Consider the following 23,368-nt stretch of genomic DNA (forward strand, 5'->3'; position numbering starts at 1 on the left):
CGGATCAGCCGCGCCCGGCCACCGGTTGCGGTTCGCCGGCCGGCGCGGTCTCCGGCAGCCCGCGCTGGGCGCGCACCACCGCCCAGGCGCTGGCGGTCATGCACAGGGCCACGCCCACCCCGGCCAGGAACACCACGCTGGAACCGAACGCCGCCAGCGCCTTGTGCAGCCAGACGAAGCTGAGGTCGCTGCCGCGGTAGACCATCGTGTCGATCACCGCCTTGGCCTTGTAGCGCGCCTCGCGGTCGACCCGGGTGTAGATCGTCTCGCGCGCCGGCTTGGCCAGCGAGAACTCGCAGGCGCGGGTCATCACCTGCACCACCCAGATCAGCATCGGCAGCGGCGAGGCCGCCAGCAGGGCGAAGCCGAGCAGGATCGCCGAGGCCGGCACCAGCAGCAGCGGCGCGATGCCGAAGCGGCGCAGCAGCCAGCGGGTCAGGAACACCTGGATCAGGATGGTCAGCAGGTTCACCGCCAGGTCCAGCCGCGCGTAGTAGGCGGTGCGGGTGGCGTCGTCGAGCAGCTTGCGGGCGATGGCCGCCTGCTCGTTGTACAGCAGCGTGCCCACGCCCACGCCGAAGAACATCAGCAGGGCCATCGCGCGCAGCAGCGGGTCCTGCCAGACCAGGCGCAGGCCGGCCAGCACCGAGCCGCCCATCGCCTCCTCGCCGCTGCGCTCGTGGTGGGCGCGCTCGCGGGCGATGGCCCACGGCCGCAGCATCAGGATGCACAGCAGGCACACCCCCAGGAACCCGGCCGACACCAGCAGCAGGTTGCCCACCCCGATCCGCTCCGCCAGCAGCCGGGTGATCGACGGGCCGAGCAGCGCGCCGAGGGTGCCACCGGCGCCGATGTAACCGTAGACCTTCTTCGCGTTCTCGTTGTCGAACACGTCGGCCATGTAGCTCCAGAACACCGACACTGCGAACAGGTTGAACACCGCCACCCAGACGAAGAACGCCGCGCCCCGGCCGGGCAGCGCGCGGTCGAACGCCCAGTGGAAGAACCCCAGGCAGGCGATGAAGAACAGGTACACCGCCGGCAGGAACACCCGCCGCGGATAGCGCGAGACCAACGCGCCGTACACCGGCTGCAGCAGGACCATGCAGACGAAGGTCGCGGTGAACAGCAGCTGCAGGGTGAAGGCGCCCAGGTCGATGCCGGCGCGCTGCGCCCAGTCGACCAGCGCCGGCGGGAACACCGCGGCCACGTCGCCGGAGGCGCCCATCGCGTCGCGCACCGGGCGCAGCACGTAGTAGCCGGTCAGCAGGCAGAAGAAGTACAGCAGCGACCACCACAGCGCCGGCGAGGCGACCCCGAGGACGTCCAGCACCTGGCGCAGGTCGCTGGGACGGGACGGTGTTCCGGGGGGCTGGGTCATGCGTCGTGCGGCCGGTCCGCGGCCGGGCTGCCGGCCACCACGCGCGCACGGTATCCGATGCACTGCAACATCGCCAGCGCCACGGACGCCGGCGGCCCGGGCTTGCGCGGGTACCGCGGCTGTCGCCAGCATCCGGGCAGCGGCCCGCGCGGCGCCGGCCGCGCCGCCTGGGGGAGTGCGTGTACGACTACATCGTCATCGGCGCCGGTTCGGCCGGCTGCGTGCTGGCCGCCCGGCTCAGCGAGGACCCGGCCTGCCGCGTGCTGCTGCTGGAAGCCGGCCCGCGCGACTGGAACCCGCTGATCCACATGCCGGCCGGCCTCGGCCGCCTGGTCAACGACCGCACGATCAACTGGGACTACAGCACCGAACCGGAGCCGCAGCTGCAGGGCCGCCGCCTGTGGTGGCCGCGCGGCAAGGTGCTGGGCGGCTGCAGTTCGATCAACGCGATGTGCTACACCCGCGGCGTTCCGGCCGACTACGACGGATGGGAGTCTGCTGGCGCGGCCGGCTGGAACTGGGTGGCGGTGCTGCCCTGGTTCCTGCGCGCCGAGGACAACGCCCGCGGCGCCGGCCCGCTGCACGGCGCCGGCGGCCCGTTGCGGGTCTCGGACCTGCGCCACGCCAATCCGCTCTCGCACGCCTTCGTCGAGGCCGGGGCGCAGGCCGGCTGGCCACGCAACGACGACTTCAACGGCGCCGTGCAGGCCGGCGTCGGCTTCTACCAGGTCACCCAACGCGACGGCGCGCGCTGCTCGGCCGCGGGCGCGTACCTGGCGCCGGCGCGGGGACGGCCGAACCTGCACGTGGCCACCGGCGCGCTGGCGCAGCGGATCGTGGTCGAAGGCGGTCGCGCCGCCGGCGTCGAGTACCGCCGCCGCGGACGCCAGCACCGCGTCTATGCGGCCGGCGAGGTGCTGGTGTGCGGCGGCGCGGTCAACTCGCCGCAGCTGCTGATGCTGTCGGGGATCGGCCCGGCCGGCGAACTGCGCGCGCACGGGATCGCGGTGGCCGCGGACCTGCCCGGCGTCGGCGCCAACCTGCAGGACCACCTGGACATCTGCACCCTGCACCATTGCCCGCCCGGGGTCAGCTACGACCGCGCCAGCGAGCTGAAGATCGCCTTCGACTGGTTCCTGCGCGGCCGCCGCGGCGCCGGCAGCAGCAACATCGCCGAGGCGGGCGGCTTCGTCCGCTCGGCGCTGGCGAGCGACGACCGGCCCGACGTGCAGTTCCACTTCGTCCCGGCCATGCTCGACGACCACGGCCGCAACCGCCTGGCCGGCGACGGCTTCACCGTCCACGCCTGCTTCCTGCGCCCGCGCAGCCGCGGCCGCATCCGCCTGCGCGACGCCGACCCGCGCACGCCGCCGGCGATCGAGGCGTGCTACCTGTCGGATCCCGACGGCTTCGACCTGCGGATGATGGTCGAATGCGCCAGGCTGTCGCGCGAGCTGGTCGCGCAGCCGGCGTTCGACCGCTGGCGCGGCGCGCCGATCTTCCCGGCGCGCGCGGACCTGTCGGATGCGGAACTGGCGCAGTTCGTGCGCGCCAAGGCCGAGACCATCTACCACCCGGCCGGCACCTGCCGGATGGGCACGGACGCCGATGCCGTGGTCGACCCACAGCTGCGCGTGCGCGGCATCGACGGCCTGCGGGTGGTCGACGCCTCGGTGATGCCGACCCTGCCCGGCGGCAACACCAACGCGCCCACGATCATGATCGCCGAGCGCGCCGCCGACCTGCTCCGCGGCAGCGGCACGACCGATCTTCTGTAGGAACCGGCTTCAGTCGCCGACACGAGCGTCGGAATCACGAAGGCATCGCCCGTGCCGGCGGCGTCGCGTCGCCGGCTGAACCCGGCTCCTACAACAGCCACGGCGCCGCTCTTCTGTAGGAGCTGACTTCAGTCGGCGACACGGGCGTCGGGATCACGAGGGCGTCGCCCGTGCCGGCGGCGTCGCGTCGCCGGCTGAACCCGGCTCCTACAACAGCCGCGGCGCGGCCGCTCTTCTGTAGGAGCCGACTTCAGTCGGCGACACGGGCGTCCGGATCACGAGGGCGTCGCCTGTGCCGGCAGCGTCGCGTCGCCGGCTGAACCCGGCTCCTACAACAGCCACGGCGCCGCTCTTCTGTAGGAGCTGACTTCAGTCGGCGACACGGGCGTCGGAATCACGAGGGCGTCGCCTGTGCCGGCAGCGTCGCGTCGCCGGCTGAACCCGGCTCCTACAACAGCCACGGCGCCGCTCTTCTGTAGGAGCTGACTTCAGTCGGCGACACGGGCGTCGGGATCACGAGGGCGTCGCCCGTGCCGGCGGCGTCGCGTCGCCGGCTGAACCCGGCTCCTACAGAAGCGGGCAGCCGCGCGGATCCGCGTGTCCGGCATGCTGCTGGAGCCGCCTCAGGCCCGCTCCAGCAGCGCCGGCAGCGGGCAGTGCAGCACCGCGCACACGGTGCGCAGCAGTTCGGCCTCGGCCACGCTGACCTTCTGGTCGCTGGAGACCGCGTGGACCAGCGCCTCGACCAGCATTTCCTTGGCCGGCGGCGCCAGCCTGTCCAGCGGCTCCCACACCGCGTCCAGCGCCTGCACGCCCTCGGCCGGCGGTGCGTACGGCAGGTGGTCGCGCGGCAGCACCCGCTGCAACCCGGCCAGGTAGGCGCGCTGCGCCTGCATCGGCGCGCCCGGGTGGCCGGCCTCGGCCACTACCGCCAGCAGCGTGGCGAACTCCGCGCGCACGCCGGTGGCCTTGTTGCGGCCGAAGCGGGTGTGGCGCGAGGGATCCAGCGCCTCGCGCACCTGCACCTGCAGCAGCCGCGACAGGCAGTACTCGAACACCGACACCCGCCCGTCGGTGTGGACCATCGCGTCGATCGTGTCGAGGAAGGTGTCCAGTTCCGGGCGCGGCCGCTGGCGCAGCACCGGGAAGGCCAGCGAGGCCAGCGGCAGCCGCAACGACGGGTGCAGCGACTCCAGGTGCTGGCGGCGCAGCTCGAACGCGCGCTGGGCCAACGCCTCGCCGCAGCGCGCGGCCACCTCGCTGCGCTGGCGCACCGCGACCGCCGCGTCGGCGTCCAGCAGCAGGCCCACCAGCAGCGGCATCACCGCCTCGCGCTGCCGCGCCAACCCGCGCAGCTCCGGCCCGAGCTGCTCGACCAGGTCGTGCGCCCGCAGGTAGTCGTCCTCGGCCGGCGTGGCCACCTGGCTGACCACCATCGGCGGCGTGATCACGACCTGCGCACCGGCCGGCGGCAACGGCGGCGGCCCGCCCGCGCCGGCATCGTGCGCGGCCAAGCCCAGCGCGATGTCCTCGGCCAGGCCGTCCGGCGGCGACATCCGCCAGCGCGCTTCCAGTTCCTGCAGCTGGCGCGCGTCGAAGCTCGGCTCCAGCCGGCGGATGCGATCGACCAGCGGCGGGTGGGTGGCGAACATGCCCGCCAGCGCCGTGCCGGACCCGAACAGCATGTGGCTCACTTCCTCGGCGTCGGCCTTGTCCTGCAGCTTCGAGCCGGCCGGCAGGCCGCCGATCTTCTTCAGCGCGCCGGCCAGCCCGCGCGTCTGCCGGGTGAACTGCACCGCCGAGGCGTCGGCCAGGTACTCGCGCTGGCGGCTGACCCCGGCCTTGATCATCCGTCCGAAGAACACGCCGATGGCGCCCACCACTACCGCCACCAGCGCGGCGATCAGCACCGGCGTGCCGTCGCGGCTGCGGCCCAGGCGCCCGTAGATCAGGATCCGCTGGCCGATCAGGCTCAGCATCAGGATCCCGAACAGCACGCCCATCAGGCGGATGTTCAGGCGCATGTCGCCGTTGAGCACGTGGCTGAACTCGTGCGCGATCACGCCCTGCAGTTCATCGCGGTTGAGCCGGTCCAGCGCGCCGCGGGTCACCGCGACGGCCGCATCCGACGGGCTGTAGCCGGCGGCGAAGGCGTTGATGCCGGCCTCGTTCTCCATCACGAACAGCTTGGGCACCGGCACGCCGGACGCGATCGCGATCTCCTCGACCACGTTGCGCAGCCGCCGCAGCGAAGGATCGCGTGTGTCCTCGGGCACCCAGGTGCCGCCCATCTGCGCCGCCACCACCGCGCCGCCGCCGCGCAGCGACGCGATCCGGTACAGCGACCCCAGGCCGATCACCGCCAGGGTCAGCACGGTGGCGAACACGGTCGCGCCGATGCTGCCGGTGAACACCAGCGTGGCCAGGTCCACCGCCAGCACAATGCCGCCGACCGCCAGCGCGAACAGCAGCACCAGCCGCCCCGAGCCGCGGCGCGCCGCGGCCTGATGTTCGAAGAAGTTCATGGGTGCAGGTCCGTCAACGGCTCAGAACTGCACCTTCGGCGCCTCGCGCACCTGGGCCTTGTCGGCGGGGATGTCGAGCAGCGCGGCATGGGCGAAGTTGAACATGCCGGCGACCACGCTGGAGGGGAAGATCTCGCGCCGGTTGTTGTAGGCCATCACCGCGTCGTTGTAGGCCTGCCGCGCGAACGCCACCCGGTTCTCGGTGGAGGACAGTTCCTCGCTCAGCTGCATCATGTTCTGGTTGGCCTTCAGGTCCGGGTAGGCCTCGGCCACCGCCAGCAGCCGGCCGAGCACGCCGTTGAGCTGGCCCTGGCTGGCAGCCAGCTGCGCCATCTCCGCCTCGCCGCCGGGATGGGCCTTGGCCGCGGCCAGGCCGGCCTGCGCGACCGAGCGTGCGGCGACCACCGCCTCCAGGGTCTCGCGTTCGTGGCCCATGTAGGCCTTGGCGGTTTCCACCAGGTTCGGGATCAGGTCGAAACGGCGCTGCAACTGCACGTCGATCTGGGCGAAGGCGTTCTTCCAGGCGTTGCGGCTGGTCACCAGGCCGTTGTAGATGCCCACGGCCCACAGGGCCACGGCCACCAGGACGCCCAAAAACACCAACAGGATCAACAAACTGCCCATTCATCTTCTCCTGGTTTGTGCACACATGGAAACCGGCGCTAGAATCGGCCGCAGCGGTAGCTTACAGGCATCAAAACCATGAAAGACGGGCGCGTCCGGCCGACCAGGCCACGGGGAATCCGACCGCTGACCACGGGTTCACTGAGCATGGGTTCGCTGGCACTGCTGCTGGCGATGGCGCTTCCCTCCACCGCGCAGACCCCGACGCTGTCGCCGTCGGCGCTGCCGCCACCGACCCAGCCGCTGCCCTACCGCGTCTATGCCAACGCCGGCGTGCAGCCGGTGGCACCCGGTTTCGACGTCGCCCGCTTCGAGGCGCTGGCCGAGCAGCTGGTCCAGGGCCAGCGCATTCCCGGCATGGCGATGGCGATCGTGCACAACGGCCGCGTCCTCAGCGCGCGCGGCTACGGCGTCACCGACGTGGTCCGCCCGCAGCCGGTCGACTCGCACACCGTGTTCCGCCTGGCTTCGCTGTCCAAGGCCTTCGCCGGCACCATGACCGGCCTGCTGGTCAACGACGGCAGCCTGCGCTGGGACAGCAAGGTCTCCGACTACGTGCCCGGCTTCCAGCTGGCCGAACCCGGCTACGCCGACCAGGTCACCGTGGCCGACCTGCTCAGCCACCGCGTCGGCCTGAAGGCGCACAACGCCTACGATCGCGACATCGAAGGCAACGCCGAGTACTACCAGGTGGCGCAGAAGCTCGGGGCGGCGCCGCTGACCTGCCCGCCCGGCCAGTGCTACGCCTACCAGAACGTGGCCTTCAGCCTGGTCGGCGACGTGGTCTTCGCCGCCTCGGGCACCTTCTACGAACAGGCGGTGCAGCGCCGCCTGCTCGAACCGCTGGGCATGAACGACGCCAGCCTGGGCCTGGCCGGGATCGAATCCAGCCCGCGCTGGGCGCGGCCGCACGTGCGCAGCCGCAACGGCTGGGTCTCGGTCAGTCCCAAGCCGACCTATTACCGCCTGCCGCCCGCCGCCGGGGTCAACGCCAGCATCAGCGACATGGCGCAGTGGCTGCTCGCGCAGACCGGCCACCGCCCCGACGTGCTGTCGGCGCCGCTGCTGGCCACGCTGCACGCGCCGGTGGTGTCCACCCCGGGCGAGATGCGCTCGGGCTGGCGCCGCGACCGCGTGCATGCCGCCAGCTACGCGCTGGGCTGGCGCGTGTTCGACTACGCCGGCGAGCAAGTGGTGTTCCATGCCGGCGCGGTACAGGGCTACCGCGGGCTGACCGCGGTGCTGCCCGACCGCGACCTGGGCATTGCCATCCTCTGGAACAGCGAAAGCTCGCTGCCCAGCGGCCTGCTGCCGACCATCATCGACCGCGCGGTCGGCCTGCCGGCGCAGCGCTGGCTGGACGTGGACACCGACTTCGGCGCCGACAACCTGATGGCCGACGGCGCCACGCCCGAACCGGTCCAGCCGCAGGGCACCTCGTCCTCGTCGTCGGTCGCCTCGCCGCACTGACGACCCGCCGGGCGGCCGCATGGCCGCCACGCACGGGAAACCCCGCGACCTGTCGTCCCGGCGAGACGCTTCGCCACAGCCGAAGTGCTCCATAGCAGCCGTATGGCCGGTCATGGCTGCTCGAGCCTGGGGATCCAATGACTAGTCAAAGTCGCTGGCATCGGCCGGGGGCCGCCGTCCTTGGGCGGCGTGGCGGTCGTGGCTTCCATGGCCTGGCGAAAAGACACCGCGATCTGACGGTTCCGGGCCTCCTGTAGGAGCCCAGCTTGCTGGCGACCGGGCGTCGGAACCATGACGGCGTCGCCTGGGCCGAGGGCGTCGTGTCGCCGGCTGAACCCGGCTCCTACAACAGCCACGGCGCGTCCGCTTTTCTGTAGGAGCTGACTTCAGTCGGCGACACGGGCGTCGGGATCACGGGGGTGTCGCCTGGGCCGACGGCGTCGCATCGCGGGCAAGCCCGGCTCCTACAGAACAGCGCGGCGGCGGCTGTTGCTAGCTACGACCCCGACGTTCCCGAAGACGTGGCAGTGCGGGTGTGTTGCGACAGCGGCCAGGGATGGCCGCGTCGGCGAGTCGGCACAGGGACGTGCCGTCGAGACGACCGCAACATACCCGCACTGCCGCGGCTCAGCCCGAAACCGGCCGCCCCAGGCGCTCTTGCGGCTGCCTCGGCCGGCGCGGCCCATTCCCTTGAATGGGCCAAGAACATAAAAAAAACTCCCCCCCCGCTGGGCATCGGGGAGGGAGTCATTTCGGTACGGCTATCGGGGTTGGATCAGATCAGCGGAGCCGGGGTAGCCGGCAGCGCGACCGGGGCCGCCTTCTTCTTGGCGACCTTCTTCTTGGCGGCCTTCTTGGCCGGCTTCTTGGCGGCGGCCTTCTTCGCGGCCTTCTTCACAGCCTTCTTGGCGACCTTCTTCTTGGCGACCTTCTTCACCGCCTTCTTGGCGGCCTTCTTGGCGACCTTCTTCTTGGCGGCCTTCTTCACCACCTTCTTGGCGGCGGCCTTCTTCGCGGTCTTCTTCACCGCCTTCTTGGCGACCTTCTTCTTGGCGGCCTTCCTCACCACCTTCTTGGCGGCGGCCTTCTTCACGGCCTTCTTGGCGACCTTCTTCTTGGCGGCCTTCTTCACCGCCTTCTTGGCGCCGGCCTTCTTGGCGACCTTCTTCACCGCCTTCTTGGCGGCCGGTTTCTTTTTCGCAGCTTTCTTCGTTGCCATGGTTGGCTCCTCGTCAGTGAACTACGGATGGGTAACGCCCAGTGCGAAAACCCGCGGCGGAAGCCGCCGGGGGGAGTCCGTCGGCGCGATACGCACGTCGATACGGATACGGGAAAACCCGCGCGATGCGGATGCGCGGGCGGTAGATCGGGGATTCGCTGCTTTTCTTGGAGGGAAGCGGGCCTGATCCACCGTCTGAAGGTTCCTGGCGGATGCCCGAGTTGTGCTTCGCGTTGTGGTGTTGATTCGACTCACTCGCTTCGGCAGGCAGCGTCTGCTGGGCGAAACCTAATCACGGTTTTTTTCACTGTCAACACCCGTGCGCGATTTTTTTTCCGGCGGCGCGACCGGCCGCCGCCGCAGCGCGGCGCTGCGCGCGACGGCGCGCGCCGCCCGCGATCCGTGCCGGCGTCGAGTGCGTTGCAAACCGATGCGGAAAACAAGTGCTTTTTTCGCAGGCGCATCCACACGCATCGTTTCGACAACCTGCGTCGCCGCGAACGCGGGGGTGTGGCGAAGCTGCCCGCACGCCCTTTCCGGCCGCGAAAAAAAATCCGCGCCGGGCGCCTTTGTTTCGCGTCGCACAAGCCGATTTGCGCAGAACTGCGCAAGCCCGCGACACCGCCATCGACGCGTCGCGCCGCCTTCCATGCATCGTTCGCGATCGGAAACGGCGACGGCGACGGCGCGCGCCCGGGTTCGATCGCCGCCGCGCGCCGCACATGTCGCGAAGGCATCTGCTCATTCCCTGGATGCGGGAGGAACCTTCGCCCGCGCCGGTGCCCGGGCACGACATGGGCACCGGCACCGGCGGCGCAAAAAAAACGCCCGCCGGAGGCGGGCGTTTCCAGGAATCCTGGACGGATCGCGAAGGCCGCGGATCAGTCGTCCTCGCCCTCGATCAGCTCGGCGTAGTCGTCCGGGGCGAGCAGTTCGGCCAGCTGGTCGGCGTCGCTGGACTCGACCACGAACAGCCAGCCCTCGCCGTAGGCGTCCTCGTTGATGGTCTCCGGCTTGTCGGCCAGCGCCGAGTTGACCTCGACGATCGTGCCGCTGACCGGGGCGTACACGTCCGAGGCGGCCTTGACCGACTCCACCACCGCCACCGCGTTGCCGGCCTCGACGCTGTCGCCGACATTGGGCAGCTCGACGTAGACCAGGTCGCCGAGCAGGCCCTGGGCATGGTCGGAGATACCGACGGTGACGCGGCCGTTGCCTTCGACGCGCGCCCACTCGTGGGACTTGAGGAACTTGAGGTCGCCGGGGATCTCGCTCATGGGGGCTGCTCCGGTCACGCGATGGGTTCTGGATGGGCGGCTAGTTTAGCGGAGGACTCCGCCGCACTGGCAAACGGCCGGCGCGGCGCGCGCCGGCCGCGGCAGGTCAACCGAGCACGCCGGGCTGGGCCTGGCCGTCGCGCACGAACGGGAATTTCACCACCCGCACCGGCACCTCGCGGCCGCGGATGTCGACCCGGACCTGGCCCGGATCGCCGGCCGGCACGCGCGCGAACGCGATCGCCTTGCCCAGGGTCGGGGAGAAGGTGCCCGACAGGATCTCGCCCTCGCCCTGCGCGGTGAGCACCTTCTGCCCGTGGCGCAGCACGCCCTTCTCGTCCATCACCAGGCCGAGCAGCTGGCGCGGGGTGCCGGCGGCCTTCTGCGCCTCCAGCTCGGCGCGGCCGATGAAGTCGCGGCCGTCGTCCAGGGTCACGGTCCAGGCCAGCGCGGCTTCCCACGGGGTGGTCGTCTCGTCCATGTCCTGGCCGTAGAGGTTCATGCCCGCCTCCAGGCGCAGGGTGTCGCGCGCGCCGAGCCCGGCCGGCTTGACCCCGGCCTCCAGCAGCGCGTTCCAGAACGCGACCGCGTCGGCTTCCGGCAGCACGATCTCGAACCCGTCCTCGCCGGTGTAGCCGGTGCGTGCCAGGAACAGCGGCACGCCGGCCGCGGACTGCGCCTCGACCGCGGCGAAGCGGCCCAGCTTCTCTGCCGCCGCGCGGTCGGACTCGCGCAGCAGGCCGACCACGCGCTCGCGCGCCTGCGGGCCCTGCACCGCGACCATGGCGAAGTCCGGCCGCTCGGTCACCTCGACCCCGAACGCGGCGGCCTGCTGCTGGATCCAGCCCAGGTCCTTGTCGCGGGTGGCGGCATTGACCACCAGGCGGAAGAACGACTCGCCCAGGTAGTAGGTGATCAGGTCGTCGATCACCCCGCCGCGCTCGTCGAGCATGCACGAGTACAGCGCCTTGCCCGGCACCTTGAGCTTGTCCACCGAGTTGGCCAGCAGCCGGCGCAGGAACTCGCGCACCCGCTCGCCGCGCAGGTCGACCACGGTCATGTGGCTGACGTCGAACATGCCGGCCTCGCGCCGGACCAGGTGGTGCTCGTCGAGCTGCGAGCCGTAGTGGATCGGCATGTCCCAGCCGCCGAAGTCGACCATCTTGGCGCCGAGCGCGCGGTGGGTGTCGTTGAGGACGGTCTTGCGGGTCATGGCGGTCTCGCGGAAAGGAAGACCGCCATTATCCCAGATGCGGCGGATTCCTCCGCCAAACGCCTTTCCGGCGGGCGCGCTGTCCTTCTCCCTCCGGGACTAGGTGCCCTCGGGGTAGAAGGTGCCCGAAGGGCGGATGAGGGTACGGAGGAGCGACGGACGCTTGAACTCACGCAGCCTCACCCGACCCTCTCCCCAACCCCTCTCCCGAAGGGAGAGGGGCTCAGGCGGCAGCGACGATGACTGCGGTGCTCACGCCTCCTGCACCTTCAGCACCATGCCGTTCACCGCGACCACCCGGACCGGGGTGCCGGCCGGCAGGTCGGGGCCTTCCACCACCCAGAAGGCATCGCCCAGCTTGACCCGCCCGCGGCCGGCGACGATGGCCTGGTCGAGCGGGGCGACCAGGCCGACGGTCTGCTCGGCGCGGCGGTTGAGCAGCGGCTGGTCGCTCTGGCGCGCGCCCTTGCGGAACCAGCGCCGGTAGACCTGGATGGAGACGAAGCTCAGCACCACGAACGCCGCCACCTGCGCCAGCACCGGGATGTCCGGCACCAGCAGCACCGCCAGGAACACCGCCACCGCGGCGAAGCCCATCCACAGCAGGAAGGCGCCCGGCGCCAGCGTCTCGGCCGCGATCAGCAGCAGCGCCAGTGCCGCCCAGGCCACCACGTCGACGCGCATGGCTCAGCCCCCCGGCCTGGGCGGCTGCGCCCGCGGCGCGCCCGCCTTCTGCTGCTGGTCGGCCAGGGCCCCGCGGGCCAGTTCGGCGATGCCGGCGATCGAGCCGATCACGCCGCTGGCTTCCATCGGCATCAGCACGAACTTCTGGTTCGGCGCGGTGGCCAGCTTCTCGAACGCCGCCACGTACTTCTGGGCCACGAAGTAGTTGATCGCCTGCACGTCGCCGTTGGCGATCGCCTCGGACACCATCTGGGTGGCCTTGGCCTCGGCCTCGGCCAGGCGCTCGCGCGCCTCGGCCTCGCGGAACGCCGCTTCCTTCTGGCCTTCGGCCTGGAGGATGGCGGCCTGCTTGTCGCCCTCGGCGCGCAGGATCTCCGAGGAACGGTGGCCCTCGGCCTCGAGGATCACCGCGCGGCGGTCGCGCTCGGCCTTCATCTGCCGGGCCATCGAATCGATCAGGTCGCGCGGCGGCTGGATGTCGCGGATCTCGATCCGGGTGACCTTGATGCCCCACGGATGGGTGGCGTGGTCGACCACGTTGAGCAGCTGGGCGTTGATCTTCTCGCGGTTGGACAGCGATTCGTCCAGGTCCATCGAGCCGATCACGGTACGGATGTTGGTCTGGACCAGGGCGATCGTCGCCACCTCCAGGTTGGCCACCTCGTAGGCGGCCTTGGCCGCGTCCAGCACCTGGAAGAACACCACCCCGTCCACCCGCACCACCGCGTTGTCCTTGGTGATCACTTCCTGGCTGGGCACGTCCAGCACCTGCTCCATCATGTTCACCTTGCGGCCGACGCCGTAGATGATCGGGATCAGGAAGTGCAGGCCCGGGTCCAGGGTATGGGTGTACTTGCCGAAGCGCTCCACCGTCCACTCGTAGCCCTGCGGCACCATCCGCACCGTCTTGAACAGCACGATCGCGCCGGCCACCAGCAGCACCAGTGCCAGAAAACCCGATGAGAACATCCCCCCGCTCCTTCGGCCGTTCGCGGCCACTCCCTAGTCCGGCCCAGTATAGGCACTACCGCGACCGGGAACCGGCGCGGCGGAGCGACGGTCGCAGGAACAGCACGCCAGGCTGCGACCCTTTTGCAGCTGCCCGCATCCAGATAGCGGTATGACCACCGAATCCAGCCTGCTCGCCCCCGCCAGCTGCATGGCCCTGGCCCCGGCCGTGGCCGCCGCGGACCTGCGCGACGACCGCGCCGCGCCGCGCTCGGGCTTCGCCATCGAGGTGCCCGAGGCGCTGCTGGCGCGCGCGCGGCGCGGCGAGGCGGCGGCGTTCGAGCAGCTGTACCGCTGGTTCGAGCGGCCGGTGTTCACCCTGGCGCTGCGCCTGTGCGGCGACCGCGACGAGGCCAGCGAGGCGCTGCAGGAAACCATGCTAAAGCTGCTGCGCCGGGTCGGCGAGTACCGCGGCAGCGGACCGTTCTGGGGCTGGCTGCGGCAGATCGCGATCAACGAGGCGCTGCAGCGGCTGCGTCGTGGCCGCCGGCTGGACGAAACCCTGCCGCTGGACGGCCACGAATTCGAGGACGGCGCGCCGCCGCCGCCGGCCGCCGCCGACGCGGCGCTGCTGCAGCGCGCCCTGCTGGTCCTGCCGGCCGCCACCCGCAGCGTGCTGTGGCTGTACCACGCCGAAGGCTATACCCACGAGGAGATCGCGGAGCTGATGCAGCGCACCCCGAGTTTCTCCAAGTCGCAGCTGGCGCGCGGCACGCGCCGGCTGCGCGCGCTGCTGCAGGTCGAGGAGGCTTCCCATGTCTGAGCGCAACACCCCCGCAGCGGCCGACTGGCATCACGCCTTCGCCGCACTGCCGCTGGAAACCCCGCCGGGCGACGGCTGGCAGCGCGTCGCCGCCGGACTGGCGCGTCCGCCACGGCCGCGCCGCCGCGTGCTGCCCTGGGCGGTGGCCGCGGCGACCGCCTGCCTGGCCGCGCTGCCCGTGCTCGGCCTGCTGCGCGCGCCGGCGCCGCCGGCACCGGATGCGGTGGCGGGCATCGACAGCCGCACCGCCGCGCCAGACGCGACCACCGGACACAGCGCGGCGGCGGTCCTGCCGGTCACCGACACCGCGCCGCGCAACGAACCGCCGGCGCCGGTCGCATCGTCGGCCGCCCCGCCCGCGCCCGACGCCGTCCCGGCCACCCGCCCCCCCATGGAACCGCTGTACGCCGAATCGGCGCGGCTGGAAGCGCTGCTGGCCCAGCTGTCGGGACCGGAACCGGGCGACGGCGTGCAGCTGGCGCTGAGCGCGTCGCTGCGCTCGCAGGTATCCGCCATCGACGAGGCGCTGGCCGGCAACGCGCTCGACGAGCCCGCGCTCGCCGGCCTGTGGCAGCAGCGCGTGGACGTCCTGCGCGAACTGGCCAGCCTGGCGGCCGGCCAGCGCTGGAACGCCCTGTACGGCGGCGGCGATACCGACTACGCCCTGGTCCAGGTCTATTGAACCCGGCCCCCAGCCCCAACACGCACCACACGACCACACGAGAGAACGACATGAAACACCCCCGCTTCCCCCTCGCCAGGCGCCTCGCCCCGCTCGCCCTGTCCCTCGCCTGCGCGCTGGCGCTGCCGGCCTGGGCGCAGGACGACACGGCCGCCCGCCAGAAGCAGCTCGAGGCCGCGCGCGCCGACCTGCAGGATGCCGCGCGCCGGATCGCCGAGCTGTCCGGCGAATCGGTCCTGGACGGAAACCGCATCCAGTCGATCCGCGTTGCCGGCGCCGAGGCCGGCAAGCCGCGCCTGGGCGTGCTGCTGGGCGTCGACGGACAGGCCGGCGTGCGCATCGCCGGCGTCACCCCCGGCAGCGGCGCGGACAAGGCCGGGCTGAAGGCCGGCGACCGCCTGCTGAAGGTGCGCGGCAAGGCGATCGCCGGTGGCTCGGGCGAGCAGCGCGTGGAGGACGCGCGCAAGGCGCTGGCCGGGCTGGAGAAGGACAAGCCGGTGCGCATTGCCTACCAGCGCGAGGGCAGGCAACACGAGGTCGACGTGACCCCGGGCGCGACCCAGGCGCTGGCGTTCACCCGTGCGTTCCCCGGCAGCGGCGAGGACTTTGCCGCGGTGTTCGACGGCGCCGAACTGGCGCGGCTGAAGGAGCTGGGGCCGCAGCTGCGCGGCGAGGTGATCCGGCTGTCGCGACCCGGCGCCTGCCAGGGCGATGGCTGCAGCGTGCCGCTGCTGGCCGAGGCGTTGCGCTGGGACGGCCTGAACCTGCTGGCGCTGGAGCCGCAGCTGGGCCGTTACTTCGGCACCGACCGCGGCGTACTGGTGCTGTCGCAGGGTGCGCTGCCGGGGCTGCAGGCCGGCGACGTGATCCAGAAGATCGAGGGCAAGGCGGTGGCCACCCCGCGCGAGGCGATGCAGGCGATGACCGCCAAGCAGCCCGGCGAGCAGGCCAGGGTCACGGTTGTGCGCGACCGCAGTGCGCGCGAGGTGCCGGTGACGGTGCCCGAGCGGATGCGTTCGCTCGACTTCATCCCGGTCCCGCCAGCGTCACCGGCACCGCCTGCCCCACCCGCGCCCAGGCCGACGCCGGCCGTGGCCGCCACGCCCGCCTGAGCACGGCGGCCCCGCAAGACACCTACGCGCCGGACCCCACCGGCCTTCCCCCTCCCCCGCGGCATGCGGGGGATTTTTTTGTTCCTGGCTCATTTGAGAGGGGATGGGTCATAAGGCAACTGCAACTGCAACCGCAAGAGCGCCGGGGGTGGTGGGCTTCGGGCTGAGCCGCGGCAGTGCGGGTGTGTTGCGGTCGGCTCGACGGCACATCCGTGTGCCGACTCGCCGACGCGGCCATCCATGGCCGCTGCCGCAACACACCCGCACTGCCACGTCTTCGGGAAATTTGGGGCGTGGCTCCGTTCCGTCGTCCAGAAGCAACAGCCGTCGTTGCGCCGCTCGCTGTTCTGTAGGAGCCGGGCTTGCCCGCGACACGACACCGGCACGGGCGACGCCCTCATGATCCCGACGCCCGTGTCGCCGACTGAAGTCAGCTCCTACAGAAAAGCGGCTGCGCCGTGGCGGTTGTAGGAGCCGGGTTCAGCCGGCGACACGACGACCTCGGCACAGGCGACGCCCTCGTGATTCCGACACCCGGGTCGCCAGCAAGCTGGGCTCCTACAGGAAACCCGGAACCATCGGGCGGCGGTTTTTCGCCAGACCATAGAAGCCACGACCACAACGCCGCCCGAGGACGTCGTCCTGCCGGGGTATGGCGCAAGTGGCACAGGGATGTGCCACGGCCCCGAGTTGAGGGCAGGATGCCCGACCGAGGGGTAAGCCATGCCCTGGCAGGACGGCGGCCCCGGCCGAAGCCAGTGCTTCAGCGCGCCGGTTCGACCCACTTGGCGAAGACTTCGTCGATCTTCGCGTCCGCCACCTTCCCGCCCTGCTCTTCCTCGCCGGCCTGGGTGAACAGCGGGATGATCATCGCCATGCCGTCGACCTTGGTCTTCAGGTGCAGGCCCGGCGGCTGCGACAGGAAGCGGTCCCAGCGCGCGCGCACCCGCGCCCAGTAGTCCTGCGTGCCTTCCCAGTAGCGGTAGGCCGGGCCGAAGTCGACGTCGGTGTCCTTCTGGTAGTCGTTGAAGCCGAACTCGCGGGCGATCTCCTCGTGGCTGCCGTCGGTCTTGCGCAGCACCTTGGTGTTGAACTGCTCGTGGGTCCAGCCGCCCGGAGTGAGGGTGTGGCGGTTGACCACCGACAGCGCGTTGTAGTCGCTGCGGGTGGTGTGCTCGCGCCGCGGCAACGGGCGCCAGGACAGGTCGGAGGTCCAGGTCGCCACGCCGTTGTCGTAGGTCCAGCGGCCGGTGCCGCAGTAGCGCGGCGCGTCGCTGACCTCGTAGACGCACTGGGTCCAGGCGCCGCGGGTCAGCTCGGCCGGGATCGCGTGCACGGTCCAGGTCTGGTCGCCGGTGAACTCGAAGCGCTGCTTGGCCTCGTAGATCCAGTCCTGGCGCCAGTGCTTGGTGACGTGGCCACTCCTGGCGTCGACCAGCAGGTGCTGCAGTACGACCTTGCCCGGGGTGTCCTCGACCACGATCACCACCTCGTCGCCGCCGCTGCGCATGGCCGAGGCGCGCTCGTAGCCGGGCTTCAGCAGCACGGTCTCGTCGAAGGCGAAATCGACCAGGTATTCGCCCTGCATGGCCAGGATGCTCTGGCGATCGCGCTGCGGGTCGGGCGCGGCGGCGTGCACGGTGGCACTGGCGGCGAAGGCCAGCGCGGCGAGGAGGGCTACCAGGTGCTTCATGGTGGCTGGTGACATGGGATTGCCTGCTGTGGATCCGGGTTGAAAGGTAGATGAAGGCCGTCCATGGCGATGCGAGGTTCCGCTTACAGCTTGACCAGCGGCACCTCGCCGCCGCTGGGGGGAGAGACCTGCGCCGGACCGGCCGCCGCGCGCGCGCAGCAGCACTCGTCCAGCCGCACTTCGCCTTCGGCGCCTTCCTGGCGGGCGATCCGGCGCGCGGCCGCCAGGCCCAGCGTCGACAGCGGTGCTGGACTGGCGGCAAGCGTCGCGGCGTGGCTTTCCTGCGCCAGCACGTGCAGGCGCAGGGCGCATACGCGCCAACCGTTGCCGCCCAGGCGCCCGGCCAGCCGCCGCCACAGGCGGTCGGCCACGCCCTGGGCCGCGTCCCCGCATTGGACCGGCAACTGCGCCGCCAGCATGTCCCACGCCAGGAAGTCGCTGTCCGGCAGCAGGAACAGGCGCCAGCAGCATTGGCCGCCGTCGTCGAAGAACGACAGGCTTTCCTGCAGCCCGTCGCTGTCCACGCCGGTGGCCGCTTCGGCGCGCACCGCCTGCATCCAGCCAGCCAGCTCGCCGCCGCGCTGCGGCCGGTACAGGCACAGCACGCTGCCCAGCTCGGCCAGCTGCCGCGGGCGCGGCAGCGACGGGCGCGCCTGTACCGGCGCGCTGCCGTCACCGACCGCGGGTCCGTGGCGGGCCATCGCTACCAGCTCACCGCCAGGCTGGCCGACACGCTGCGGCCCGGCCGGGTATAGCGGTCCAGCGTGGCCGCGCTGGCCGCCACGCCGATCGGCACGTCGGCCCAGTCGGTGTACTTGCGGTCGCCGAGATTGAACACGCCGAAATCGATCCGCGCGCCCGGGGCGAACTTCCAGTTCACCATCAGGTCGAGCGCGCCGTAGCCGGAGGGACGGTAGTACACCGGGTCGGAGACGCGTTCCTTGCGGCCGGCGAAGCTGCCGGCCAGTTCCGCGCCCCAGGCGCCGCCGTCGTAGGCCAGCCCCAGCGAGGCGCGCAGCGGGTCGACCGAATCCAGCGGCACGTCGTCGGTCTTGTTGTCGCCGCGGGCCCAGGCCGCCGCGCCGCGCAGCGACCAGCCGCTCCAGCCGTCGGACAGTGCGCCGAAGTCCACGCCCGCCTTCAGCTCGGCACCATAGATCCGCGCGTCGGCCACGTTGCGCGACTGGAACACCATCAAGCCCTGCTCGTTGAAGCCGACGTTGACGAACGACTCGATGAAGTCGCGGTAGTCGTTGTAGTACCCGCTCAGGCCGAAGTAGGCGGCCTTGCCGACGAAGCGCAGGCCCAGCTCGACGCCGTCGCTGGTCTCCGGCTTCAGGTCCGGGTTTGGGATGGCGGTGTAGCCGAACTGGAAGTTGGTGAAACCCAGGTTGACGTCGTTGTACGGCGGCGCGCGGAAGCCGTGCGCGTAGTTGCCGAACATCGACCAGCACTCGTCGAAGCGCCAGATCGCGCCGAACTTGGGCGACACGGCGGTGTCGTCCAGGTCGCTGACCGGTACTCCCGGGTTGTCGCCTGCGAAGATCGGGTCGATCTCCGGCTCGAGCCGGTAGACGTCCACGCGCAGGCCCGGCACCAGGCTGAGCCGGCCGTCGGCCAGGCGCATCTCGTCCTGCACGAACAGGCCGACCTCGGCGGTGTCGCTGAGCGGGAAGTCGCGCACCGGGAACACGTCCGGCAGGATCGTGCTGCTGGACACGCCGGTGTTGAGGTTGGTCTGCACGCCGTTGCGCAGCTGCTCGGTACGGGTCCGGGCCGCATCCAGGCCGTAGGTGAAGTCGTGGCTGACGCTGCCGCCGGACAGCGCCTTGTGGAAGATCGCCTGCAGCCCGTAGACGTGCTGGTCGAACTCGAACCGGCGCTGGCGCCGGATGTTGCCGGTGCGCAGTTCGTCGGTGTCCTGGGTGGTGCGGCTGTCCTGCCAGTAGACCTTCCAGTCCAGGCTGTCGGCCAGGCCGGCGGCGAGCGAATCCAGTTCGTGGCCCAGCGACACGCGGCGGCGCTGCTGGCGGTCGTCGCCCTGCAGCGAGCGGGTGGTCGCGTTGATCGCCGACAGCACGTCGCTCTCGGTGCGGTCCTCGTTGCTTTCGGCGGTCAGCTTGAACCGCTGGTCCGCCGACGGCGCGAACACCAGCTTGGCCAGCACGCTGTTGCCGTCGCGGTCCTGCGGATTGGGCGCGGTGCGGGTGGCGCCGGCGCTGCGGTCGTCGCCCTGGTTGCGGGTTTCCTGGCCCTGGCGGTGGCTGAGCGCGACCATGCCGCTCCAGCGCTCGCCGCCGAACGCGGCGGTGGCGCCGCCGAACAGGCCGCGCCAGTCGCCCTCGTAGCCGAACTTCAGGCCGAAATAGGCGTCCTTGTCAGCGGCCAGGTAGTCGGCCGGGTCCTTGGTGACGAACGCGACCACGCCGCCCAGCGCGTCGGAGCCGTACAGCGAGCTGGCAGGCCCGCGCACGATCTCCACCCGCTTGAGCGTGTCGAGGTCGACGAAGTTGCGGTTGGCGTTGGCGAAGCTGCCGATCGAGAACGCGTCGGACACGGCGATGCCGTCGGTCTGGATCTGCACGCGATTGCCGTCCAGGCCGCGGATGCGGAAGCCGCCCAGGCCGAAGCGGCCGAAGCTGGAAGTGACCGAGATGCCAGGCTCGTAGCGAACCAGGTCCTTGATGTCGCGGGCCAGGGTGTCGTCGAGGCGCTCGCGGTCGATCACGTCGACCGAGGCGGGCACGTCGACAATGGCGCGTTCGGTGCGGGTGGCGGTGACCTGGACGCGGTCGAACTCGCGCATGCCGGCGTCGGCGGAATCGAGGACAGCGGCGTGGGCGGGCATAGCGGTGGCGAGGACCGCGCAGATGGCGGCGCCGAGCGGGGTGATGCGATTCATCGGTGTCAGCTTCGTGGTTCCGGAAGTGGGAGAACCCGGTGGGCTGGCGTCCGGTGAAGCGTGGCTGGCATCCAGGGAGAGAGCGGTGGCGCGCGGCCGTCCGCGCAGTCGGCGCGGACGGGGTCGGCAGCGGGCGCGCAGGGCGCCCACCGACGGTTACTTGGTCAGGATCAGCTTGTCGTTGCTGGTGTGGCGCAGGCGGTAGAGCTTGTCGCCGTGGCGGATCAGGATCTCGCGGCGGCCCTTCAGCAACTGCTCGCTGCCCAGCACCACGTCGGTATCGGCGTGCGGCGCCGGCGCTGGCGTGCGGGCGGGTTCGGCATGCGGCAGGGTCAGGCGGTGCACGTTCATGGATGGGGCTCCAGCGGGAAGGGTCGTGGAACCCAGCGAATGATAATGATTCGCATTACCCTGTCAAGCGGGTCAGACGTTCGCCGCGGCGACCTCCAGCCGCCGCCAGACCGGCTCGTCGTAGCGCCGGACCAGCTCCAGCGCGCCGAGGTTCTCCCGCAGCTGCGCGGGGGTGCTGGCGCCGAGGATCACGCTGCTCACGTGCGGGTTGCGCAGGCACCAGGCGATCGCCAGCGGCGCCGGTTTCTCGCCCAGCTCGGCGGCGACCGCGACGAAGCGCCGGGCGCGCTCCAGCCGGCGCTCCTCGCTGTGCCCGACCACCAGCCGCTGCAGCCAGCCGGCATCGGGCTGCGCCAGCCGTCCCTCGCGGTGGATGCCGTCGGCGTACTTGCCGCTGAGCAGGCCCGAGGCCAGCGGCGACCAGGTGGTCGTGCCCAGGCCCAGTTCCGAATACAGCGGCGCGTACTCCAGCTCGACCCGCTCGCGGTGCAGCAGGTTGTACTGCGGCTGCTCCATCGTCGGCGCCGCCAGGTGGTGGGTGCGGGCGAACTTCGCCGCCTCGCGGATCAGCGCCTCGGGCCATTCGGAAGTGCCCCAGTACAGCACCTTGCCCTGCCGCACCAGCAGGTCCATCGCCGCCACCGTCTCTTCCACCGGCGTGTCCGGGTCGGGGCGGTGGCAGTAGTAGAGGTCGAGGTAGTCCACCCGCAGCCGCTTCAACGCGGCATGGCAGGCATCGACCACGTGCTTGCGCGACAGCCCGCGCTGGGTCGGGCGCGGATCCTCGGCGGCACCGAAGAACACCTTGCTGGACACGCAGTAGCCGTCGCGCGGCAGGCGCAGGTCGGCGATCACGTCGCCCATCACCCGCTCGGCCTCGCCGTTGGCGTAGGCCTCGGCGTTGTCGAAGAAGTTGATCCCGTGGTCCCAGGCCGCAGCGACCAGCTCGCGCGCCTGGCCGCGGCCGACCTGGCGGCCGAAGGTCATCCAGGCACCGAAGGACAGCGCGGACAGCTGCAGGCCCGAGGCGCCGAGGCGGCGGTATTGCATGCGGTGGACTCCGGGGACGATGGCGGCATTGTAGGAGGCGACGGCAGTAGCGGCATGAGCGCGGCAGTGAGGGCTGGGGACGCCGAGCGCCGCGTAGGCGACCGATCGTTGATGGGAAGGACGATTCCCCTCCCCCGTCGTCCCGGCTTTCGCCGGGACGGCGGGAATCCTGAGTTGCCATCACTCCGCCAGCCCAACCCGTTCAGCCAGCCCCGCCGGACGCACTCACCCCCGACCTGCTACGCTTTCGCAATTCTTTAACATTCACAGGGGATTCCATGATCGAGGCACTGGGTCGGATCGGCTTCGGCCTGTTCGGGTTGGCCGTGCTGATCGGCATCGTCTGGCTGTTCTCGAACAACCGCCGCGCGGTCGACTGGAAGCTGGTGGGCACCGGCGTGTTCCTGCAGATCGCCTTCGCCGCGGTGGTGCTGCGGGTGCCGGGCGGGCGCGAGGTGTTCGACTGGCTCAGCCACGGCTTCGTGCGGATCCTCGGCTTCGTCTCGCAGGGCTCGAACTTCATCTTCGGCAGCCTGATGGACATGGAGAAGCACGGCTTCATCTTCGCCTTCCAGGTGCTGCCGACCATCATCTTCTTCTCCGCGCTGATGGGCGTGCTCTACCACCTGGGCGCGATGCAGGCGGTGGTGCGCGGCATGGCCTGGGCGATCACCAAGGTGATGCGCGTTTCCGGTGCCGAGACCACCAGCGTCTGCGCCAGCGTGTTCATCGGCCAGACCGAGGCGCCGCTGACGGTGCGCCCGTACATCGCCAAGATGACCCAGTCCGAGCTGCTGACCATGATGATCGGCGGCATGGCCCACATCGCCGGCGGCGTGCTGGCCGCCTACGTGGGCATGCTCGGCGGCGGCGACCCGGAGCAGCAGGCGTTCTTCGCCAAGCACCTGCTCGCGGCCAGCATCATGGCCGCGCCGGCCACGCTGGTGATCGCCAAGATCCTGGTTCCCGAGACCGGTGAGCCTCTGACCCGCGGCACGGTGAAGATGGAGGTCGAGAAGACCACCGCCAACGTGATCGACGCGGCCGCCGCCGGCGCCGGCGACGGCCTGCGCCTGGCGCTGAACATCGGCGCGATGCTGCTGGCCTTCATCGCCCTGATCGCGCTGGTCGACGCGCCGCTGGTCTGGCTGGGCGAGATCAGCGGCATTGCCGGCTGGCTGGGCCAGCCGACCAGCCTGTCCACGATCCTCGGCTACCTGCTGGCGCCGATCGCCTGGGTGATCGGCGTGCCGTGGGCGGACGCGACCACGGTCGGTTCGCTGATCGGGCAGAAGATCGTGCTCAACGAGTTCATCGCCTATTCCCAGCTGTCCAACATCATCAACGGCCAGGTGCCGGACGTGTCGCTGAGTCCGCAGGCCACGCTGATCGCGACCTACGCGCTGTGCGGCTTCGCCAACTTCAGCTCGATCGCGATCCAGATCGGTGGCATCGGCGGGCTGGCCCCGGAGCGGCGCCAGGACCTGGCCCGCTTCGGCCTGCGCGCGGTGCTCGGCGGCTCGGTCGCGACCTTCATGACCGCGACCATCGCCGGGGTGCTCACCTACCTCGGCTGAGCCGCCCGGCTCCGCCTGCGTTTCCGGCGGGCCCGTGCGGCCCGCCATTTGCGTTTTCC

General features: G+C 71.1%; 19 protein-coding genes and 1 pseudogene. 6 read left to right on the plus strand and 14 right to left on the minus strand.

Features of this window, described 5'->3' with window-relative positions:
- Positions 1–4: 4 nt before the first annotated feature.
- A complete protein-coding gene (locus WQ53_RS04490) occupies positions 5–1,381 on the minus strand; it encodes an NTP/NDP exchange transporter (RefSeq protein WP_082112838.1) in 1,377 nt (458 codons plus the stop codon).
- Between the two features lie 179 nt (positions 1,382–1,560).
- On the opposite strand from WQ53_RS04490, the gene WQ53_RS04495 reads away from it, so the two are divergent.
- A complete protein-coding gene (locus WQ53_RS04495; RefSeq protein ID WP_052630822.1) occupies positions 1,561–3,159 on the plus strand; it encodes a GMC family oxidoreductase in 1,599 nt (532 codons plus the stop codon).
- A gap of 623 nt (positions 3,160–3,782) precedes the next feature.
- Here WQ53_RS04495 and WQ53_RS04500 read toward each other — a convergent pair.
- On the minus strand, positions 3,783–5,684 hold the full coding sequence (locus tag WQ53_RS04500; protein WP_052630824.1) for a M48 family metallopeptidase: 1,902 nt from the start codon (positions 5,682–5,684) through the stop codon (positions 3,783–3,785).
- Between the two features lie 21 nt (positions 5,685–5,705).
- On the minus strand, positions 5,706–6,308 hold the full coding sequence (locus tag WQ53_RS04505; RefSeq protein WP_052630826.1) for a LemA family protein: 603 nt from the start codon (positions 6,306–6,308) through the stop codon (positions 5,706–5,708).
- A gap of 147 nt (positions 6,309–6,455) precedes the next feature.
- On the opposite strand from WQ53_RS04505, the gene WQ53_RS04510 reads away from it, so the two are divergent.
- On the plus strand, positions 6,456–7,778 hold the full coding sequence (locus WQ53_RS04510; RefSeq protein ID WP_428992270.1) for a serine hydrolase domain-containing protein: 1,323 nt from the start codon (positions 6,456–6,458) through the stop codon (positions 7,776–7,778).
- 820 nt (positions 7,779–8,598) lie between these two features.
- Here the strand turns inward: WQ53_RS04510 and WQ53_RS17375 are convergent.
- From WQ53_RS17375 to WQ53_RS04535, 6 genes and pseudogenes are all read right to left on the minus strand, one after another.
- Positions 8,599–8,676: pseudogene (locus WQ53_RS17375) on the minus strand (histone); the annotation flags it as partial.
- Between the two features lie 609 nt (positions 8,677–9,285).
- On the minus strand, positions 9,286–9,648 hold the full coding sequence (locus WQ53_RS16595) for a hypothetical protein (RefSeq protein WP_144409219.1): 363 nt from the start codon (positions 9,646–9,648) through the stop codon (positions 9,286–9,288).
- Between the two features lie 230 nt (positions 9,649–9,878).
- Positions 9,879–10,274 (minus strand): glycine cleavage system protein GcvH, encoded by a 396-nt coding sequence (gcvH, locus tag WQ53_RS04520; RefSeq protein ID WP_052630833.1) that lies wholly within the window; start codon positions 10,272–10,274, stop codon positions 9,879–9,881.
- Positions 10,275–10,380: 106 nt separating this feature from the next.
- The gene (gene gcvT, locus WQ53_RS04525; RefSeq protein WP_052630835.1) at positions 10,381–11,487 is read right to left on the minus strand and encodes a glycine cleavage system aminomethyltransferase GcvT; all 1,107 of its coding nucleotides are present in this window, start codon (positions 11,485–11,487) and stop codon (positions 10,381–10,383) included.
- 252 nt (positions 11,488–11,739) lie between these two features.
- On the minus strand, positions 11,740–12,171 hold the full coding sequence (locus WQ53_RS04530) for an NfeD family protein (protein WP_052630836.1): 432 nt from the start codon (positions 12,169–12,171) through the stop codon (positions 11,740–11,742).
- Between the two features lie 3 nt (positions 12,172–12,174).
- On the minus strand, positions 12,175–13,140 hold the full coding sequence (locus tag WQ53_RS04535; RefSeq protein WP_052630838.1) for an SPFH domain-containing protein: 966 nt from the start codon (positions 13,138–13,140) through the stop codon (positions 12,175–12,177).
- Between the two features lie 151 nt (positions 13,141–13,291).
- On the opposite strand from WQ53_RS04535, the gene WQ53_RS04540 reads away from it, so the two are divergent.
- Genes WQ53_RS04540 through WQ53_RS04550 form a run of 3 tightly spaced genes read left to right on the plus strand, consistent with a single transcriptional unit; the run spans position 13,292 to position 15,736 of the window.
- The gene (locus WQ53_RS04540; RefSeq protein ID WP_236685903.1) at positions 13,292–13,942 is read left to right on the plus strand and encodes an RNA polymerase sigma factor; all 651 of its coding nucleotides are present in this window, start codon (positions 13,292–13,294) and stop codon (positions 13,940–13,942) included.
- The gene (locus tag WQ53_RS04545) at positions 13,935–14,624 is read left to right on the plus strand and encodes a hypothetical protein (protein WP_052630842.1); all 690 of its coding nucleotides are present in this window, start codon (positions 13,935–13,937) and stop codon (positions 14,622–14,624) included. Before WQ53_RS04540 ends, WQ53_RS04545 begins: the two co-directional genes overlap by 8 nt.
- Positions 14,625–14,674: 50 nt before the next feature.
- A complete protein-coding gene (locus WQ53_RS04550; RefSeq protein ID WP_052630844.1) occupies positions 14,675–15,736 on the plus strand; it encodes a PDZ domain-containing protein in 1,062 nt (353 codons plus the stop codon).
- 763 nt (positions 15,737–16,499) lie between these two features.
- Here WQ53_RS04550 and WQ53_RS04555 read toward each other — a convergent pair.
- From WQ53_RS04555 to WQ53_RS04575, 5 genes are all read right to left on the minus strand, one after another.
- Positions 16,500–17,429 (minus strand): DUF6607 family protein, encoded by a 930-nt coding sequence (locus WQ53_RS04555; RefSeq protein WP_144409220.1) that lies wholly within the window; start codon positions 17,427–17,429, stop codon positions 16,500–16,502.
- Positions 17,430–17,512: 83 nt separating this feature from the next.
- On the minus strand, positions 17,513–18,130 hold the full coding sequence (locus WQ53_RS04560; protein ID WP_052630847.1) for a hypothetical protein: 618 nt from the start codon (positions 18,128–18,130) through the stop codon (positions 17,513–17,515).
- Between the two features lie 2 nt (positions 18,131–18,132).
- A complete protein-coding gene (locus tag WQ53_RS04565; protein ID WP_052630848.1) occupies positions 18,133–20,331 on the minus strand; it encodes a TonB-dependent hemoglobin/transferrin/lactoferrin family receptor in 2,199 nt (732 codons plus the stop codon).
- A gap of 156 nt (positions 20,332–20,487) precedes the next feature.
- Positions 20,488–20,682, minus strand: a complete 195-nt coding sequence (gene hemP / locus WQ53_RS04570) for a hemin uptake protein HemP (RefSeq protein WP_052630850.1) — start codon at positions 20,680–20,682, stop codon at positions 20,488–20,490.
- 72 nt (positions 20,683–20,754) lie between these two features.
- Positions 20,755–21,732 (minus strand): aldo/keto reductase, encoded by a 978-nt coding sequence (locus WQ53_RS04575; RefSeq protein ID WP_052630852.1) that lies wholly within the window; start codon positions 21,730–21,732, stop codon positions 20,755–20,757.
- A gap of 278 nt (positions 21,733–22,010) precedes the next feature.
- Here WQ53_RS04575 and WQ53_RS04580 point away from each other — a divergent pair, with 278 nt between their 5' ends.
- Positions 22,011–23,309 (plus strand): NupC/NupG family nucleoside CNT transporter, encoded by a 1,299-nt coding sequence (locus WQ53_RS04580; protein WP_052630855.1) that lies wholly within the window; start codon positions 22,011–22,013, stop codon positions 23,307–23,309.
- Positions 23,310–23,368 lie beyond the last annotated feature (59 nt).

It is taken from the genome of Pseudoxanthomonas suwonensis (assembly GCF_000972865.1).
GTDB lineage: Bacteria > Pseudomonadota > Gammaproteobacteria > Xanthomonadales > Xanthomonadaceae > Pseudoxanthomonas > Pseudoxanthomonas suwonensis_B.